Origin of the sequence: Salinimicrobium terrae DSM 17865 (assembly GCF_000424665.1) — a bacterium.
Lineage (GTDB): Bacteria > Bacteroidota > Bacteroidia > Flavobacteriales > Flavobacteriaceae > Salinimicrobium > Salinimicrobium terrae.
The window spans coordinates 1-18477 of record NZ_AUKI01000017.1; the positions used below are offsets into that span (position 1 = coordinate 1).

Genomic DNA, 18477 nt, shown 5'->3' on the forward strand with positions numbered 1-18477 from the left:
GATTTCCAGTATATCCAGCCAGGGAAACCCACACAGAATGCTTTTATTGAACGATTCAACGGCACCTATAGAAGAGGAGTTTTAAATAAATACATTTTTGAAGACTTGAATCAGGTAAGAGAACAAACTCAAATCTGGATGGATGATTATAATAATCAAAGACCACATGATGCATTAGGAAAAATGGCACCAATAGAATATGCTGAATTTAATTCTCTATTAGCGACTACAGATAAAACCAAAAACAATAATTTTATCCCATCAAGCAGTTCTAATTAGGGGAAGCTTACACGTCCTTCCATAAATTATTTTTTAAGTATAAAGTTGTACAAGAAACAACGGGAAAAATAAGGATTGAAAACAGTGGTCTTTGATGCCAAAGAGCACATTATTTATTTGATTTTTGCCAACGGGCCGCTTAAGCAAGTGCGGAGTTGGAACGGAATTAACTTCTAATTTCTTTTTTGAAGGTACTCAAAAGTGGCATTTTCCGTTCATCTTTTCATAAAGCTCTGGTAATTGTTCTTTGAATGAAAGTCTACAGTCACAGGATCTAAGCTGTGACTTCCCTCCAGAAGCTCAATGATCTACATTTTTCAGACAAATTTGTGCTTCTGTTCGAGTTTCGAAGTCGTCGTGTCACTTTTTTCTGAATCTACCTTAGACCTTATTGCACAGGAAAAGATTTAAACATATTCTTGAGCTGTTTCTTCCAGGATTTCTACTCCTGTTTAGCGCGAAAAAATGAGGATTGGTTCAAACAAAGATAGAATCTTAATTCGAACAGTTAAAGATCAACCTTGCAACGTAATTGGTTCGATCTCTAATCACCATTTCAAGATCATGGGAGAATACGAATAGGTCGTTTTATTTCAAGAATCTAACCAGGCTTTAAAAGAGGACACTCTCTTCGCACTCACTATTTGTTGAAAATCAAGAGGTGGAACCAGTCTGACTAACAGACGATTTTGAAAATATTGCTCAACGACAAGTACAGCCTTTATATTGACGATAAATTTGCGGTTCAACCTAAAGAATTCCTGCTTGTCAAGCTGTTCCTCAAGTTGATCTAGAGTTTGATTTATCAATAATCTTTTATTCTTAAGTGTGTAGAGGAGTACAACTCCCTCCTCTGCTAAAAAGCCAGCAATATCTTCGGTTGGTACGGTTAAGATTGTCTGGCCCTGTTTTACACTGAATCTCCTTCTAGTACCATTCTTGCCTCCTATTTTTCCGATTAGCGACTGCAGATTGCTCAAAGATGTCTCTAAGCTTTTTGCATTTAATTCCTCATACTTATGGAATGCCTGCTCCAAATCCTCTTTGATCACAGGTTTTAATAAATAGTCCACGCTATTCACCTTGAAAGCCTCTAGAGTGTGTTGATTATACGCCGTCGCAAATACTACTGGAATTCTCAGAGGAACATTTCGGAATATGTCAAAACTACTTCCATCTCCCAGCCGAATGTCTGAAATAATGAGATCAGGATCGGGATTGGCCTCAAACCATCCGATAGATTCTTTTACTGATTTTAGCACCTTCAAAATTCTCGCCTCCGGACGTATTTGATGAACAAGATCAGTAAGGCTTTCAGCAGCTAGTTCTTCGTCTTCAATGATCACGATGTCCATTCTTCTTCTAGTTTTAGCAATGGGAGTTTTACTTCAAATTCGTCAGGCGATTCTTTTACTATCACCTCCTTATCAGTCGCCGCCCTATATCTACTAATAGTGTTGTCAAGACCAAATCCTAGAGATTCAATTGGATCGATTTTTCGCTGGATCTGATTTCGGACGACAATGTGTTCTCTTTCAACCAGAACCTCAATGATAAGAGGTTCTTCGGACGAAAAAGAATTATGTTTGATGGCATTTTCTACAAGGACTTGAAGAGCAGTTGGCATTATCCCAGACTTCAATTCATCAGCCGGAATGTCGAACTTGAAGATGAGACCTTTACCGAATCTGGTCTGCATCAAAAAGGCGTAAGAAGTCAGAAGCTTCATTTCTTCCTCAACTGATATGACCGTTCTCCTACTACTTTCGAGTATCACGCGATAAACCACGGAAAGCCTATTAATGAATTCATACGCCTTTGTCGGATCCTTGAAAACGAGCGAACGCAGAACATTCAGACTGTTAAATAAAAAATGAGGATCGATCTGATTTTTTATGGCCTGAAGTTCAGATTTCAAATTCTCCTTCTGTAGCTTCTCCGTCTTGAGAAGCTCTTCACTGAGTCTTTTTCTTGAACTTTGTCTCTCGATAAAGTAGTAGATAAACAAAGACAAAAAGGCTGCCATAGTGAGATTCAGCCTAACCCCTTGAGGAGTGAATTCAACAGTTGGAATAAAAAGGTATTGAGGGATAAAAGTAAAGATAACACTGTACGCTATACTGATAAGTACTACACTTGATGCCTCCAGCAGTAACTTCCAGCCTGAAGGAATTTTCAACCCATTCGAGTTAAAAAAAGCGGCGATTTTTTCATGAGTCCAGAAAGTGAAAAGAAGAAAAAGAAAGAAAAAAATTAGTTCCTTCATTGCCTCAATCTGAAAAAAGAAAATCGTCCCAAGTTTTATAAAAACTAAAACGTAGAACAGTAGAACTGCGGCCAAGGCGGATATCGTAACTCTTCTTAACATTATCAATTAAAATTCATTTTCAGTAGTTGGGGAAGGAGTAGTTATATTGAATTCCCGGTCTGAAATTCAGCTTTGGACATTCATCCCTCATTTTCTTTCATTCATTGAGCCTTTTTCTTCGTTCAACATTTTTTCTTTTTAAGAACCAACATTGCAATTGATCTTTGTTGAATAATCGCTCTCGAATCATGAGCAAAATTTAAAAAAAGAAATTATGAAAAAAATTCCATCTTTCTGTCTACTAGTGCTATCGACTATGATAATGGCAGGGCAATCTGGGAACGTTCCGAAAATAGCAATAAAGAACGTAAATATTATGAACACTAAAGAAGGTACTCTCCAACCAGATCAAACAGTGATAATCCAAAATGATAAAATTTCTGAAATAGGACCAACGGACTCTATGGAAATAAAGGACGGATGGAAAATTATCGATGGAAATGATAAATACCTGATTCCAGGTCTTTGGGATTCTCATGTGCATTTGAGCTATTTAGGCCCTGAAGTTTTACCCGTTTTAGTAGCTCATGGGATAACAGCAGTTAGAGATTTGGGGAGCATTCTACCTGAAGTACATCAATGGGAAAAAAGAATAAAAGATGGCCAGCTTTTAGGCCCTCGAATAAAAGCTACAGGTTATAACATAGAAAGTGGAGAATGGTTAGATGCCGCTAATAAGATTATAAACTCCTCTGACCTCTTGAGGAGCTACGGAATTTTCGAAGCCGCTCCACGGCTGAGGGTCGAAAATTCCCAAGATGCTCAAAGAGCAATAGATTCGCTTATTGATCTCGGCAGTGATATCATCAAATTCCGAAATCTAAAAAGAGAAAATTTTATTGCACTTGCGGCATATGCTGAGAAAAAAAATATTCCTTTAGTAGGTCATTCTCCTAAAGAAATAACCTTAGGGGAAGCGGCAAAGGCTGGCTTGGCAAGTGTAGAACATAGCGAAACCATTCTAAACAGCTTTCAAGGAATGGATAGTCTTCAAAGGTTGGAGGAGTATCAAAAAATAAAAGAAGCGGGAACTATGTTTTCTCCTACTATGATTGCAGACTACAAGACAAAACTGTCTACTGGAGAAGAGATGTTGGAGGCCATTACTGATACAATAGGAGAAAAAGATCCAAGAAATAGATTGATAACTCCGCCTCTAAGAAAGATGTGGAAATTTGCCTACGAGACCCGCTCTCTAGGCAGCTCAACGGACTGGGGCCCTTTCTTTGAAAAATCTGAGAAGTTATTAAAAGAATCAGCTCAGTCAGGAGTGGAATTTTTAGCTGGAACTGATTTAGGAGTTGTGCTAGTTTATCCAGGGAGTTCTTTACACGAGGAAATGATACTGATGCAAGAAGAGCTGGAAATGTCCCCAGGAGAAGTGTTGAAATCAGCAACCCTAAACCCTGCAAAATTTTTTGGAATGGAGGATATTTTGGGAACCGTAGAAGCTGAAAAATACGCTGATCTGGTCATTCTGTCCAATAATCCTCTAGAGGATATTAAGAATGTCAAGGAAATTGATGGGGTCTTTCTGAGAGGCAAATTTTTTTCAAGAACAGAATTGGATCAGATTCTGAAGAGTTCTGAGGAAGACATAAGTAATGAGATTAAAAATTAGGCAACAACTGAATCCCACAACAAAAATAAATCCAATGAAAAAATTATTTTGCCTATGGTTTGTCATTTTTGCTGTCAACCCTAGTTTCACGGCCCAGGAGATTTTGACTGAAAGAAAAGAGAAAGTTATTGATTCTCTGATGACGATCTACATGACAAAGAACAAAATTCCCGGTGCCTCGGTGTCTGTAGTGAAGGGGGAGGAGATTCTCCTTTCGAAAGCTTACGGAATGGCTGATATTGAAAACTTTGCACCGGTGACACCAGGAACTTTATTCAGATTAGCTTCTGTTTCCAAACCCATCACTGCTGTAGCAGTAATGCAACTAGTGGAACAGGGGAAAATTGATTTAGATGCACCTGTCCAAAAGTATGTTCCCGATTTTCCTCAAAAGAAACATCAGATTACCGTTAGACAGCTTTTGGCACACACTAGTGGGATACGCCATTATCAAGGGGACGAATTTCTTTTTAACAAGGTTTACAGTTCACTGAAAGCTGCACTTGACATCTTCAAAAATGATTCGCTACTTCATAAGCCTGGCGCCCAACTGACTTATAGCACCTATGGATATACTCTTTTGGGAGCCGTTATAGAATCGGTCTCAGGAAGAAAGTTTACAGACTACCTGCAAGAGAAGGTGTTTATTCCTGCTGAAATGTCCAGAACAATGGAGGACAATCCCAGAGCGATAATTTTCAATCGTTCCGAAAATTATGACACAATTTCTGGGGGTATAGTCGTGAACTCGGATCCTATCAATTCTAGCTACAAAATTCCCGGTGGAGGATTGATCTCTAATGTTCAAGATATTTCGAACTTTTTGATAGCTCTAAATATGAATCGCTTATTAAGTAGAGAAACATGGGAAAAGATGACTACAGAAACCGAAACGTCTAACGGGATATCAACTAGTTTTGGCCTGGGCTGGATCCTTGGTTTTCCACCTTTGCCAGGCTTCCCTCATTTACCTGACGCTGTCTGGCACGGAGGCGTTCAGCAGGGATCTACTACGGCAATTCTCCTTCTGCCGAAGGAAGATCTCGGTATAGTTATTCTTTCCAACTCTGGAGGGTTTGGAGATGAGGTTTCTTACGCTATAGCACAAATCGGCGATATGTTGAAAAAGGGGATCTAATGACTAAGGAGGGTTTGATAATCCAGAGGTTATGGAAGTCGTAGATACCCGTACATATCCCGCAATTGTGATCAATGAAATGGGAAAAAGGAAGGTGAAGCTCTTTCTTTACAACTTTGACTGAAAATTCATGTGTCAATATTTGCCGAACTTAATCTGAAGCAAAAAATGGTGAAGCAAGATTTATCATATATTTTGTCACCTTTCACGGTTCTACGGGAACATCTCAAAAGATCTTTATTTAAACAGGAATTTTAAAACTGAACACGAAAAGAAAATTATCAAATGAAAAATTACCAAATAAAAAATTATCTCTTGGTTTTTATAACTGGATTCATGGTACAATCCCTGACTTCACAGGAAACTGAAGAAGATTTCATTAGGATAGCAGGAAAAATAGCATCTGCGTCAGATGATATTCAGAAAGTCTGGCCAGATTTCTGGTCAGAAGATGAGCCTTTCTTGTTTATGAAACACGATAGTATTGTGCATGTTTATAATGTTATCAATCCGGAAGGGGACTATGAAAAAATAAAGGCTGAAAAATTACCACAGTCACTGAAGGATAAGGCTTTTAGAAAAAAAAGTTATCTGCCTGAGTATGTGGATTTAAAACATACCTTCCCCGGCCAATATAAGGTCGGGAAAGTAGAGGTATACGCGCTGGAGCCGAAAGGGAGTGATGATTTCCGAAAAATTGATTTTTACCTTCATGAGTCTTTTCATTATTTTCAAAGACCTAATTGGGAAAAAACTGTCGGAGATACAGTCAGCATAAGAATGGGGCAACCCATTCTTGATACGATTGTGCAGGTTAAAAATGAAAAGTTCATAAACCTTTTAAACCTGGAAAGGAATCTTCTTGCTCAAAGCTTAGAAACATCTTCAGAAGACAGCATAAAAGAAAACCTAAAGAAGATCATGATCATCCGCGAACGCAGGGATGCTATGATTCCTGCAAGGGCTAAGGATTTAATGGAGCGGTATATAAGAAGGGAAGGAAGTGCTACATATACCGGCTTACAAGCTTCGGCAATGGCCAACAATTTTCCAAAGGACAGCGTTTATGCGGAAATAAAGCAAGGGCTTTTAAAACCTTTTTCAGAGTTTCCTTCTTTTCCTATGGAAGAACAGCGGTTTTTGAGATGGCCGCATTATGCTATTGGTGCCTCAATTGCTCTCCTAATGGACAAAATTGAAATTCCGGGTTGGAAGAAAGAATTAGCCGAAGGAAAAACTTTTTACCAGATTCTTCAGGAGAACTTGCCCATATCCAAAAAAGAGCGAAATACTCTGGAAAAAGAAGTCACCAGGAACATAAAAAGCTTCTAATCCGGAAGCGGATCGGTAAATCCCCAGAGATTCTATGGCTTCTTAAAACAAATTGAGAATGAGAAGAGGAAATTCATCTTAGTCAGATGGCAGCCTTGTATACCACAGAAGTAAAAATAGCAATATTACTTGTTTAAGAGCCACAAAAAGTGACACAGTCAAAAATGAAAAAACCGTAACTACTTGACTACAAGCTATGTTACGGTTTATTTCAGTGGTCCCACCTGTACACCACGTATTTTTATTCTATTTTACTCTATTTTCTTTGTTTATGCAGGTCGATGGCAGTATTTACAGGGGTAAACCTAACAAGGCAAAACAGGTAAAACAAGATCAAATCAAATTTATTCGTCCCCCCATTCGTCCCCTAAAGGATTTTTGGAATATATTTGACCTATGGCAAATGCAAAATTTATCCTCAAAGAACCAAAGTCAAAAGAAGAGACTTTGATCTATATGCTGTTCAGGTATCAGTATAAAAGATTTAAATATTCCACAGGTGAAAAGATTCTTCCTAAGTTCTGGAATGTAGAAAAACAGAGAGCAAAAGAAACAAAACAGTTTAAGGAATATCCAGAATTTAATGCTCGTTTAAATAATTTTGAAACTGCTATTAATACCGCTTTTCGAAAACTTCTTAATGACGGGGTTCAGCCTAACAATACAATTCTAAAAGAAGCATTTGAAGCAGAATTATCTGGCAACATTCTACAAGGAAGAAAATTAACTCTTCTAAAGTTCATCGAAAATTATATAGAAGAAAGTAAAGCTCATAAAAAAGAAGGCACAGTAAAAGTTTATACTACTGCCTATAGGTACTTAAAAAAGTATTCATCTTACCTGAATAAAGAAATTGACTTTCATTCTATAGATCTGGAATTTTACAATAATTATATTTCGTTTCTATCTCTGGAACATAAATTAGCAGCTAATACGGTTGGCAAACATATCAAGACGCTAAAAACATTTATGAATGAAGCGACGGATAGAGGTTATAATACAAATTTGGAGTTCAAGAAAAGGAAGTTCAAAACAGTTCGAGAAGAATCAGATTCAATTTATCTCACTTTAGAAGAACTGGAAAAATTTGAAAAGCTTGATCTCTCTGCCAGTCCTCGATTGGAAAAAGTAAGGGATCTGTTTCTTATTGGTTGTTATACTGGTTTAAGATTCTCGGACTTTACACAAATAAAGCCTGAAAATATAATAGTTGAAAAATCCATTATACAGGTAAGAACACAAAAGACAGGAGAAAGAGTTTCTATTCCTCTACATAAAACTGTAAAAAAGATCCTAGCTAAGTATGATAATATATTACCTAAAGCCTATACAAATCAGGTAATGAATAGATATTTAAAAGATGTCGCTTCTTTAGCAGGATTAAAAGAAACAGTAGAAACAACAATAACCAGAGGTGGAAAAGTAGAAAAAATGCCTTCTAAAAAATTTGATCTTGTTTCCACTCACACAGCGAGAAGAAGTTTTGCAACAAATCTTTATTTAGCAGATGTACCCAGTATCTCTATTATGAAGATTACCGGTCATAGATCGGAAAGATCATTTTTACAATATATTCGTGTAACCCAAGAACAAAACGCAGATAAATTAGTAAATCACCCATTCTTTAATTAATGAACTTAACCACATTATCAGAACTTAAAAAAGCTTTTCATTCTGCCCTTGAAGAAGCAACAGACAAACAATATTTAATTGAAAATGAACTAAGGGAAATAAACAATTTTATTAGTTATGTCCCAATTCCAAAAGTTCAAAAAAGGCTTTATGTCAAGTATCATTCCGTTCAAAAGGGAACAGAAATTTTTGATTTAAATATTCCCCAGGCACAACGAAAAGATTTTACTGAAGCTTTTAATTCTATCTTAAGAACTGGAGAATTTCAAATTGAAAAAAGTTTTCACGAACCTAACGAAGCATTTGAAATAAGGCTAAATATAAAAAAACAGGCTTTTGAATTTGCAGAATATTACAGGTGGTTGAATGAATTAAAAAGTTCACCGCAAAAAGCAAGTAAGAAAAATGTTCTTACCCATAAACAAAAACTTCTTGCTTTGCATTATTTGGGATTAGATACGAGTAAATTTGATAACTCCGCAGTTGCCAAAATACTCTCCGAAATTCTTGAACTAAGTGAAGATAATACAAGACAGTATCTCTCATACATCTCGGCAGGAAGAAATAATGTTAGAACAAAAACAAATCTTGAAAAAGTTAATCAATTATTTGAAGAACAAGGATTAACAGACATTTCTAAAAAGATCAAATCTGATATAGAAAAAATTTAATCTCAGGTTGTAGTTACTACACTACTTACTACACGCACCACCTCGCAACATATTTGCGCCATTAACAAATCAAATAAGATTAAAAATGGCAAAAGTATTATTGCACACATTCGAACTCTCCGATATAAAAAAAGTCGTTGAAGAAGTTCTAGAAAGAAAACTAAAATCTTTCATTCCTCAAGAGAAAGAAAAACTTACTCTCTTATCTCGAAAAGATACTGCAAAGCTTCTTTGTATATCTCTTCCCACTCTTCACGATTGGACTAAGAATGGCACTATCAAAGCTCACAGGATAGGGAACAGAATTCTCTATAAACTGGATGAAGTGAACGAAGCTCTTAATCAGATTCAATCATCTAAAACAGGAAGGGGGTTCAGATGTTAAAAAAGAAAAACGATTATTCGGTTATAGTCTATTTTGAAGAAGGTACTAAACCTAAGAAATGGACTTATGTACACAAGCTGAACGGGTTTAAAATGTTTCTTACAAAAGAACACCCAACTTGGCAGTATATGAATGTCTACAACAGAAGAACACGTGCTTTTATGCGTCGGTTCCAGAGAGATAGTTTCATTCCGCCATTCATTCAAGAGTAGTTCTTTTTTTTTAACCTTTAAATACAGCACCCTTAATATCTACCCTCGATTAAAAACCTTTAAATGGTATTTATTAATGTGCAACGATTCAGATTATGATAGTTAAGAATACTTATGGAACTAGTGTTGCTTTTTCAACTCGTCAATTCGGAGTAGTGCCTAAAGATGAATTTTCAGGATCAGCATTACAGCGCAAAAAACCAGATCCCGAGAAGAAACCAGAAAAGAAAAAAGTAGTGAGTACGGAGAAAAAAGAAATTAAACTCCGTACTCTTTCAAGAAGATCAAAACAGAAGATCAGGAAAAAAATTACCTGCTTTGCCAGATGTTATAAGCGTCTGAGTTTTGTTACTCTAACTTTCTTAAATAAAGTTTCAGATGAAGAAGCGGTAAATATTCTTAGAAAGTTCCTTGATAATGCCAAAAAGAGAAGTAAAGATTTTGAATATGTCTGGATAGCAGAACGGCAGACTAAAAATGATGCTTTCAAAGGGAATGTTCACTTTCATATGATTACTAACAAATATTGGAGAGTTGAAAAGTGGTGGAACTATTGGATAGAACTTCAGATAAAAAACGGAATTAAACCAAGAAAGAAAGATTTCAAACCCTCTTCAGCCTTTGATGTGAAGCAACTAAATTCGAGTAATATTAGATCCATTGCTTCGTATGTAACTAAGTACGTCACAAAGAATGATGCAAAGTTTAAATGTCAGGTCTGGAATTGTTCTAAGCGCGTTTCAGAGCTTTACACAGACTTCTATACAACTACAGAGTTTACGGATCAGTTTAAGCGTTTAAATGCAGTCCTGAAAGAGTTTGAAGTGAAAGACCATATAGAACGACCCTTTTTAAATGTGAAAATGATAGATCTCAATAGAAAAACATTGCCGCTTTATAGAAGACTAGATGAAAAAAACAGAAAGATTTAGTACTTTCTTTTGGAACTGTAGTCTGCAACAAATAAACTGATTAAAAATATTCCACATAACGTCTCAAATATTTTAAATACAATTTGCTTATCCTCCAAGTTTTCCAAATCATACCTTCCAATAAAATTTAGGACATTATGAAAAATTAAATTCTTAGAATCAAAATCCTCAAGAATCATCATATCGACTAAAACAAAAAATAAAATAAGACAAATTGAAGTCAATACAATCCTGAAAGGCTTTTCTCCAAATCCTCTTATCAAAAAATCTAAAATTTGAACTGTTAAAGTAAAATAATGCTTAATTAAAAGAATAAAGTATTTTGGAGTCAAAAGTGTTTTTATTCGGAAAAACAAAAGTTGGAGAAAATCTAATGAAGCTTTAAAGTTGTTTACCTCTTTACTTTTAAACTTGTAAAAATTAGAGGTAAAATTATGGGAAAACCTGGCATTCCTTGGCAGTGGTAATTGATCTTTTAAATATGTGAAGAAGTTTAGCTTTGAATAAATATTGGCTAATTTTTCCAGATAGTAATAACGTCCAGAATTTTTAAAATCTCCTTGAGTTGAATACATATGCCTAATATTCCTGAACTCTTCTTCTTTATCTTTTTTATAAGCGAATGTGGAATCAAGTACTTTTAAAGAGGAATAATGCTGGACAAAAGGCGTATTAATTAATTTCCAAGAGTGAAGTTGAGAATTAGAAATTAATCCTTTGCCCTCTATACTTTTAACATTACATTCTTTAAGACTCCAATGGGATAAAGAAGAATTTTCTACACTCAATCCTCCAAATGAAGTTTTGTATGCGGAGACAGAAAAACCAGAATTTTCTATTTTCATTCTCTCTGCAGAACCGAAATCCAATCGCATTGAACCTCCAGCTCGAAAATTGAGTAAATGCAAATAATCTAAACAAATAAATTCAAAATTTTTGTTTTCTATATTCCACCCACCCCCTCCTAAATAAGCTCCGTATTCTAGTGTCAAACCTCCTAAATGGAGTAGCTTCAATTTTCTCATTACAAATGCTTCAACATCTTTTGTTTTACTGTTATAACTCTTGCTATCAACAGATAATACAAAGGCAGAATGTTCTAAATTAGAAGGAATAATCTTTTTTATTTTCGCCCAATTATAATATGGTGTCACTTCCTTCTGAATTTTAAAAGAGCCATAAAAATGTTCATTGTTGACCAGAGATTTAAAAAGTTTTTCATCTTCAATTATTCTCTTCGGGTCTTCCATATTTTCCTTCTCAAACAAGACTATTTTAACCTTACCCGAATTAAATTTTAAAAAACGTGCAGGACCAAAAAAAATTAAATCTTCATCGGATAGCCCCTGTTCCTTCTGCCATTCATCAAACTTTTGTAGGTTCTCTTTTAGAAAACGAACAATTCGAGGAAAGTCATAGTGCCTTCTCCATTCATTAAAATAAGCAGGTTTTAATTTCCATAGTTCCATCGGATCTATAACAGGAAAAGTTGTATTATCAGTGGTCTGGAAAGTGGGTGTTAATTCTGGAGGTAAATTCATAGAGGAAATTTACAAAACTTTAACAAATCTAAATCAATTAATGTTCTGTCAAAAGAAATACATTATAAAAGCACATCTATTCGTCCCCTTATTCGTCCCCTGAAATAAAAAAAGCCCCACAAACGTACTGTTTGCAGGGCTTTTCAGAGCTTAAAAGTGGTCCCACCTGGGCTCGAACCAGGGACCACCTGATTATGAGTCAGGTGCTCTAACCAGCTGAGCTATAGGACCGGCTCATTGGTGTTATGAGGGCGCAAATTTAGAGATTTGCCTAATACCTAACAAGCATTTTGAAAATATATTTTTGAGCAGGCTATAAATCCTCCCACACCTCATCTCCAATAGGAATATTCTCCTCCCCTGCCTTAATCTCCTCACATAACTCAACTAACACTCCATTAGCCGATTTTGGGTGTAGAAAGGCAACCAACTTATTGTCCGCGCCCTTTTTTGGTCGTTTGGAAATAAGTTCAAAACCTTCTGCTTTAAGCCGCTTCATTTCAGCTTTAATATCATCAACTTCAAAGGCAATGTGATGAATGCCTTCTCCCCTCTTTGCAAGGAACTTTGCAATGGCACTATCTTCCGAAGTTGCAGCCAGCAATTCAATTTTACTCTCCCCCGTCTTGAAAAAGGAGGTTTCCACGCCTTCACTTTTTACCTTTTCAGTTTTGTAACTTTCCGTCTGCAGTAGTTTAGTATAAAGTTCATTTGCCGCTTTCAGGTCTTTTACTGCAATCCCTATGTGTTCTATTTTATTCATTGATTCTAATTTTGTTATTAAAAAAGCAATTAGCTATTGGCTATTAGTCTTTAGCTTAGTCAATTTGTCAACGGTCAAAGGCTAAAAGCCAACGGCTATCTTTGACGAATTTAATAATTATCATTTTTAAAAATCCTAACTTTGTGTTATGGAAGAAACTAACAGACAGAAAAAAATAGGGGGCGTATTACAGCAGGATCTGGCAGATGTGCTGCAGTCCCATTTGAGGGATGCGGGAAGAACAGGAATTTTGATCTCTGTTTCAAAAGTTACAGTAACCACAGATCTTTCGCAATCAAAGGCTTACTTAAGTATCTTTCCGGCGAAAAATGCACAGGATATATTGAAAGAACTTAATATTCTTAAGCCCAAAATAAAGCATGAACTGGCCATGCGTACGAAAAACCAATTGCGAAGAATGCCCAATCTTGATTTTTACATCGATGATTCCCTGGATTATATCGAGAACATCGAAAAATCCATTAAAGGTGAAGATAATCCCATTGAGCAGCCCGATTTACTTTCGAGGCGGAAAAAATCTTAAGGCTTGAATTTCCCCTTTTACATAGCCCGCAGGTATTTGTTCTCTAAAAGCAGTAACAATGCTATCAACATTATTACCATCATTGCGGGACTGGGGGTTTTTGCAGGGGCTTTCGCCCTGTTCATTGTTCTTTCGGGCTTTACCGGGCTCAAGGACTTCAGTCTTTCCTTTTCAAACGAATATGACCCCGATCTAAAGGTGCTTCCGGCAACGGGAAAGACTTTCAATTTTTCGGCGGAAGAAAAACAGGAGCTAGAAAATATTAGCGGAATTTCAACTTTTTCAGAAGTAATTGAGGAACGGGTTTTTCTGGATTTCAGATCGAAAAATAAGACGGCCTATATCAAAGGCGTGGACGAAAATTTCCTGAAGGTGAACAAACTCGACAGCGCTGTAGGTATGGGTACCTGGTTTCATCCCGAAGAAGCCCAGGTGGTCATTGGAAACACTATTTCACACGAGCTCAACCTCGGTACTTTTGATTATATGAACCTCCTGGAGATCATGGTACCCCGCCCGGGTACCGGACAGATCCTCGATCCCACCCGGGCCTTTAATTCCAAAAGCACAGTAGTCTCGGGCATTTACAGCATCAACGAAGAACTTGACGGTAAGTATGTTTTTTCTTCTATCGGGTTCGCAAGGGGTCTCCTCGACCTCAACCTCAATGAGGTCACAGGCCTCGAACTAAAATTGAAATCCGGTGCAGATCCCGAAACAGTGAAATCTGCTGTACAGGCAGTCATTGAGGATGGAGTGGAAATAAAGAACAGAGCACAATTGAATGATGCTCTTTATAAAATGCTGAATACCGAAAATCTGGCTGTCTACCTCATCTTCACGCTGGTATTGATTATTGCCCTTTTTAATGTTGTTGGTTCAATAATCATGGTGATTCTGGATAAACGGGATAATATTAAAACCTTGCATAGTCTTGGTGCTACGCCGGGACAGATCAAGAATATTTTCTTTGCACAAGGTGTTTTTATGACCTTGCTGGGCGGGAGCACAGGACTTATTTTTTCAATTGTGCTGGTCTTTTTGCAGCTGCAGTATGACCTGGTGATGATCACTCCCACCCTGCCCTATCCTGTTGCGATTACGTGGGAAAATATTGTTGTAGTCCTCCTAACCATCTCGGCCCTTGGAACTATTGCTTCCTATATTGCGGCAAGCCGAAGTAAAAAGGCTTTGAGAGCTTAGAATAAAAAGGTTCTAAAAAAAGTTCTTCAAAATTGCCCCTTTTTGACACCTCTGTAAATCCGGATTTTAGACAAACTCGTAACCCGAGAATTCCTTTTCCACTTCATCAAAGGCAGCAAAGACATCGGCAGCATCGTCACTGGTCACCATCTTTTGTCGGTAATCCTTAAAGTGCGGAATTCCCTTAAAGTAGTTGGTATAATGCCTACGGGTTTCGAACACACCCAGTTTTTCACCTTTCCAGTCAATAGCCATTTGAAGGTGACGTCGTGCTGCGTCAAGACGCTCTTCCATTGTTGGAGGATCAAGATGTTCCCCGGTTTTGAAGTAGTGTTTCACTTCCCTGAAGAACCAGGGATAACCAATACTGGCCCGTCCTATCATAGCACCGTTAAGACCATATTGGTCACGCATCTCCACAGCTCTTTCGGGCGTGTCTACGTCCCCGTTTCCGAAAATAGGAATATGCATGCGTGGATTGTTCCTAACTTCGGCAATTGGCGCCCAGTTGGCTTCGCCCTTGTACATCTGCACACGGGTACGGCCGTGAATGGAAATGGCACTTGCTCCCACATCTTGTAATCTTTCGGCCACCTCGACGATTTTAATGGAATCCTGATCCCAACCCAATCGGGTTTTAACTGTTACCGGAAGTTTTGTATGCTTCACCATGGCTTCAGTAAGAGAAACCATTAGCGGAATATCTTTAAGGATCCCTGCACCGGCACCTTTTGAAACTACCTTTTTGACCGGACAGCCATAGTTGATGTCAATAATATCGGGACCCGATCTCTCTACGATTTCCACCGATTGCAGCATGGATTCCAGGTTGGCTCCAAAGATTTGAATACCAACCGGCCTTTCTTTTTCGTAGATATCCAGCTTCATGACGCTTTTTGCAGCGTCGCGAATTAGCCCTTCTGAAGAAATAAATTCGGTATAAACCACATCGGCACCCTGTTCCTTGCACAACGCACGAAACGGGGGGTCACTCACATCTTCCATTGGTGCTAACAACAAGGGAAATTCTCCTACATCTATGGTTCCAATCTTTGCCAAAACAAATGTTTTTCAGGCTGCAAAAATAATCAAATTAATTCAGTTCGAAAGATAATTGGTTGAATGTCTGGTGGTGCACAGTCGAGACCTCAATCATCTTTAGTGATCCTATAAAGAGCACTTTTACACAAAGCTCACAAAGACAAAAAATTGGATCAGGAAGAATATTGTCACAAATTGGATTTTAGAATTTATCCACCGCTACCTGAAAATCCTGAAGATTTACGACTTATTACATCCTGTAAACTCAATTAGAGAAAAAATTTTCTAAGCACTAAACATTGAAGATAACTGCCAACTGAAAAACTTTAAAATGTTTACTTTAATAAACATTATTCAATAAATAATATACATTTTTCTAAAGTCTGTCCCTCTCCGCTGCTTCTATAGCTCTCTGGTTATCACTAAGCCTGAAATTTCCGAAATTGTATTTAAATCCTACCCGTACGTACCGAGATTCTGGCTGGGCAAAGTAGCCATTGTCCTGGTTGAGGTACCTGGACCTGAGCCAGGTGTTGGTTTCATCCAGAATATCTTCAAAGTTGACGCTAAGTTCGGCCCGGTTGTTCCATAAAGTCTTCCTGAATCCCATAGAAAGTGTAGTAAAAGGATCCATGATGTAGGAACCGCTAAGGAATTTTGAGACATAAGTAAGACTTAATTCCCCAGTGAAAGTGCCGTCTTTTGAAATAATAAAACTATTGTACAGACTTCCGTAGAAACCATCTATTTCAATGGTTACAGGTACGTCTCCGCTTTCAAGGGCAAGAAAAGTTCTTTTTTCATTGAAGCCATTGACATAGGCATAAGTGTACCACCAGTTAAAAAGGTTCCTTCCGTGGCTAAACTGCATTCCGTAGGTTGTGCTTTCCAGCAAATTCACACTAACTCTTCTAATGATGAGAGCCTCATTATCCTGAAAACTCAGTGTCTCAGGGGTATTCCCACTATCAGAATAATAAAGGTCAAGGAAATACTCATTTTTCAGGGCATAACTGAGAGAGAAATTATTGCTTATAGATGCCCTTAGGTCTGGATTACCCGCGTTAAAGTCAAATTCGGTAAGGTAATATCGAAATGGATTCAGGCTTTCATACCGCGGCCGCTGAATCCTTCGGCTGTAATCAAAACCAAGGCTGTGGCTGTCACTAAAACTGTGCAGCAGGTAAAAAGTAGGAAACAATCCAAAATATTCGCGGTTGTCGATTTGTTCCATTGATCGTGAATCCCCCATGCGATCTGTGAATTCCCCTCTTAATCCACCTTTAATGCTCCATTTCTCCCAGTCCTTCGCGAGGGAGAAATATGCCGCATAGATATTTTCATCATAGAGAAAAAGATCCGACTGGTCTCCATCAAAGTAGAATTCACCGGTACCTGGGTACATTCTATAGTAGTCTATTCCACTTTCAGAACTAATAATCGAAGCTTTTAAACCGCTCTCAAAACTGGTTCCTCCAATGGGGGTAACATAATCTAATTGAGTAGTGAAAATATCTATTTTCTGTTTCGCTTCGGTAGTAAAAGCATAATTAAAAGCGGTATTTTCAGAATCTACTATTAAGGTATTTATCCCTTGATCCCTACCCTGATCATAACGGGTATAATGTGCTTTAGCCGAGATTTGCGCACCCGGATTCTCCAGTAAATGCTTATATTCAAGGTCAAAGGCTGCATTGGAAACATCCTCTTCCAATTCCCCATCGGTGATTAGGTTTCCTAACTGATTACTTCTGCCAAAAACCCTTGTAAAAACGTCATTGTCAAAGGTCTTATTTGGTGAGTAAGTAAGGCTGGAAGAGAAATTAAGAATATTGTTATCGTCGAAATTATAATCCAGCAGTACATTAGCACTATGGGCATTTGAGCGGGTGGTGCGTTCAAAATCTGTTTCCCAGCGGCTGAAAATACCTGTGCCATCCCTAAAGTTTATATAGCTCTCATCCTCCTTAAATTCCTTTCGGGGAGAGAAGGTGTAATTTCCAAAGACATTTAGCTTCTCGGTCTTGTAGTAATGGCTGGTCCCTATTTGAAACTTAGGATAGACTGCCTGCGTCCATGCACCGTTAATATTCCCTTTATAACCCGGTGCGATGCTTTTAGTGGTGACAATGTTCAGAATAGCTCCCCCTTCGGCATCATATCGGGCGGGCGGTGTGGTGATCACTTCAACTGATTTTATATTTTCTGCGGAATAGTTCTCTAACAGTGTTTGTAATTCAGAAGCTGTAAGCTGCACCTTGCGATCATTGATATAAACCTGAACGCCCTGGTTTCTCACCATTAAAGAATTTCCGGAAAGAATCACCCCGGGAGTCTTTTTGAGAATATCCCAGGAATTTCCTGTAGAAAGAGTTGTATTTTCCACACTAAAGACGAGACGGTCAACCTCTCTTTTGACTGAAGGGTTTTTATAATTGATCGAAACTTCATCCAATGTAGCTGTGTCTACCTGCAGGACAAGATTACCTAAATCTTTATTTTTCGAAACCTCTATTCTTTGCAGCAGGTCTTCAAAACCCACATAGCTTATTTTGAGCAGATAACTATCTTCTTCTATATTATTTATAACAAATTGTCCGTTTTCAGAAGAGACTGCACCTTTATATACGCTGGTAGAATCCTGCGCATTGAGCAGGATGACATTGGCAAATGCCACCGGCTGCCGTGATGAATTTAGTACGCGACCTCCGACAGAATGTTGCGAGAAACCCGAAAAAGAACATACAAAAAAGAGCAGGAACAGGGAGGAACGGGATATGATAATCATGCAAATTGGTTGGTTAGTGCTTGATAA

General features: G+C 37.7%; 16 protein-coding genes and 1 tRNA gene. 10 read left to right on the top strand and 7 right to left on the bottom strand.

Going from position 1 to position 18477, the window contains the following annotated elements:
- Positions 1-279: integrase core domain-containing protein (locus H148_RS0107350; protein WP_029034226.1), on the top strand; the 279-nt coding region annotated here is incomplete at its 5' end.
- A 593-nt stretch (positions 280-872) separates the two neighbouring features.
- Here H148_RS0107350 and H148_RS0107355 read toward each other — a convergent pair.
- Together H148_RS0107355 and H148_RS18305 are read right to left on the bottom strand one after the other, a co-directional pair.
- Entirely contained in the window at positions 873-1634 is a 762-nt protein-coding gene (locus H148_RS0107355) for a LytR/AlgR family response regulator transcription factor (protein ID WP_029034227.1), read from the bottom strand.
- Positions 1622-2458, bottom strand: a complete 837-nt coding sequence (locus H148_RS18305) for a sensor histidine kinase (RefSeq protein ID WP_211222980.1) — start codon at positions 2456-2458, stop codon at positions 1622-1624. The genes H148_RS0107355 and H148_RS18305 overlap by 13 nt, the downstream gene beginning before the upstream one ends.
- A 403-nt stretch (positions 2459-2861) precedes the next feature.
- Here H148_RS18305 and H148_RS0107365 point away from each other — a divergent pair, with 403 nt between their 5' ends.
- The 7 genes from H148_RS0107365 (at position 2862) to H148_RS0107400 (ending at position 10570) form a co-directional block, all read left to right on the top strand.
- A complete protein-coding gene (locus H148_RS0107365; RefSeq protein ID WP_083961607.1) occupies positions 2862-4268 on the top strand; it encodes an amidohydrolase family protein in 1407 nt (468 codons plus the stop codon).
- A 34-nt stretch (positions 4269-4302) separates the two neighbouring features.
- On the top strand, positions 4303-5406 hold the full coding sequence (locus H148_RS18310) for a serine hydrolase domain-containing protein (protein WP_169578554.1): 1104 nt from the start codon (positions 4303-4305) through the stop codon (positions 5404-5406).
- Positions 5407-5691: 285 nt separating this feature from the next.
- Positions 5692-6738 carry a hypothetical protein gene (locus H148_RS0107375; RefSeq protein ID WP_029034230.1) on the top strand — a complete coding sequence of 349 codons (1047 nt, stop codon included), beginning with the start codon at positions 5692-5694 and terminating at the stop codon, positions 6736-6738.
- Between the two features lie 396 nt (positions 6739-7134).
- A complete protein-coding gene (locus tag H148_RS0107380) occupies positions 7135-8370 on the top strand; it encodes a site-specific integrase (protein WP_029034231.1) in 1236 nt (411 codons plus the stop codon).
- Positions 8370-9041: a hypothetical protein gene (locus tag H148_RS0107385; protein WP_029034232.1), complete on the top strand. Its 672-nt coding sequence runs from the start codon at positions 8370-8372 to the stop codon at positions 9039-9041. Before H148_RS0107380 ends, H148_RS0107385 begins: the two co-directional genes overlap by 1 nt.
- 85 nt (positions 9042-9126) lie before the next feature.
- Positions 9127-9426 carry a helix-turn-helix domain-containing protein gene (locus H148_RS0107390; protein ID WP_029034233.1) on the top strand — a complete coding sequence of 100 codons (300 nt, stop codon included), beginning with the start codon at positions 9127-9129 and terminating at the stop codon, positions 9424-9426.
- Between the two features lie 307 nt (positions 9427-9733).
- Complete coding sequence (locus tag H148_RS0107400; RefSeq protein ID WP_029034235.1) at positions 9734-10570, top strand: rolling circle replication-associated protein; 837 nt, start codon at positions 9734-9736, stop codon at positions 10568-10570.
- Here the strand turns inward: H148_RS0107400 and H148_RS0107405 are convergent.
- From H148_RS0107405 to mce, 3 genes are all read right to left on the bottom strand, one after another.
- A complete protein-coding gene (locus H148_RS0107405) occupies positions 10567-12111 on the bottom strand; it encodes a hypothetical protein (protein WP_029034236.1) in 1545 nt (514 codons plus the stop codon). The two genes, H148_RS0107400 and H148_RS0107405, sit on opposite strands and share 4 nt — an antisense overlap.
- Before the next feature lie 157 nt (positions 12112-12268).
- Positions 12269-12342 (bottom strand) — tRNA-Ile (locus H148_RS0107410).
- Between the two features lie 82 nt (positions 12343-12424).
- Positions 12425-12874, bottom strand: coding sequence for a methylmalonyl-CoA epimerase (mce, locus tag H148_RS17445; RefSeq protein ID WP_051286287.1), 450 nt, complete (start codon positions 12872-12874; stop codon positions 12425-12427).
- Between the two features lie 148 nt (positions 12875-13022).
- Here mce and rbfA point away from each other — a divergent pair, with 148 nt between their 5' ends.
- Positions 13023-13418: a 30S ribosome-binding factor RbfA gene (gene rbfA / locus H148_RS0107420; RefSeq protein WP_029034237.1), complete on the top strand. Its 396-nt coding sequence runs from the start codon at positions 13023-13025 to the stop codon at positions 13416-13418.
- A 3-nt stretch (positions 13419-13421) separates the two neighbouring features.
- Complete coding sequence (locus tag H148_RS0107425; RefSeq protein ID WP_029034238.1) at positions 13422-14621, top strand: ABC transporter permease; 1200 nt, start codon at positions 13422-13424, stop codon at positions 14619-14621.
- Between the two features lie 66 nt (positions 14622-14687).
- Here the strand turns inward: H148_RS0107425 and dusB are convergent, their stop codons facing one another.
- Positions 14688-15680, bottom strand: coding sequence for a tRNA dihydrouridine synthase DusB (gene dusB, locus H148_RS0107430; RefSeq protein WP_029034239.1), 993 nt, complete (start codon positions 15678-15680; stop codon positions 14688-14690).
- Between the two features lie 358 nt (positions 15681-16038).
- Entirely contained in the window at positions 16039-18450 is a 2412-nt protein-coding gene (locus tag H148_RS0107435) for an outer membrane beta-barrel protein (RefSeq protein ID WP_037324809.1), read from the bottom strand.
- Positions 18451-18477 lie beyond the last annotated feature (27 nt).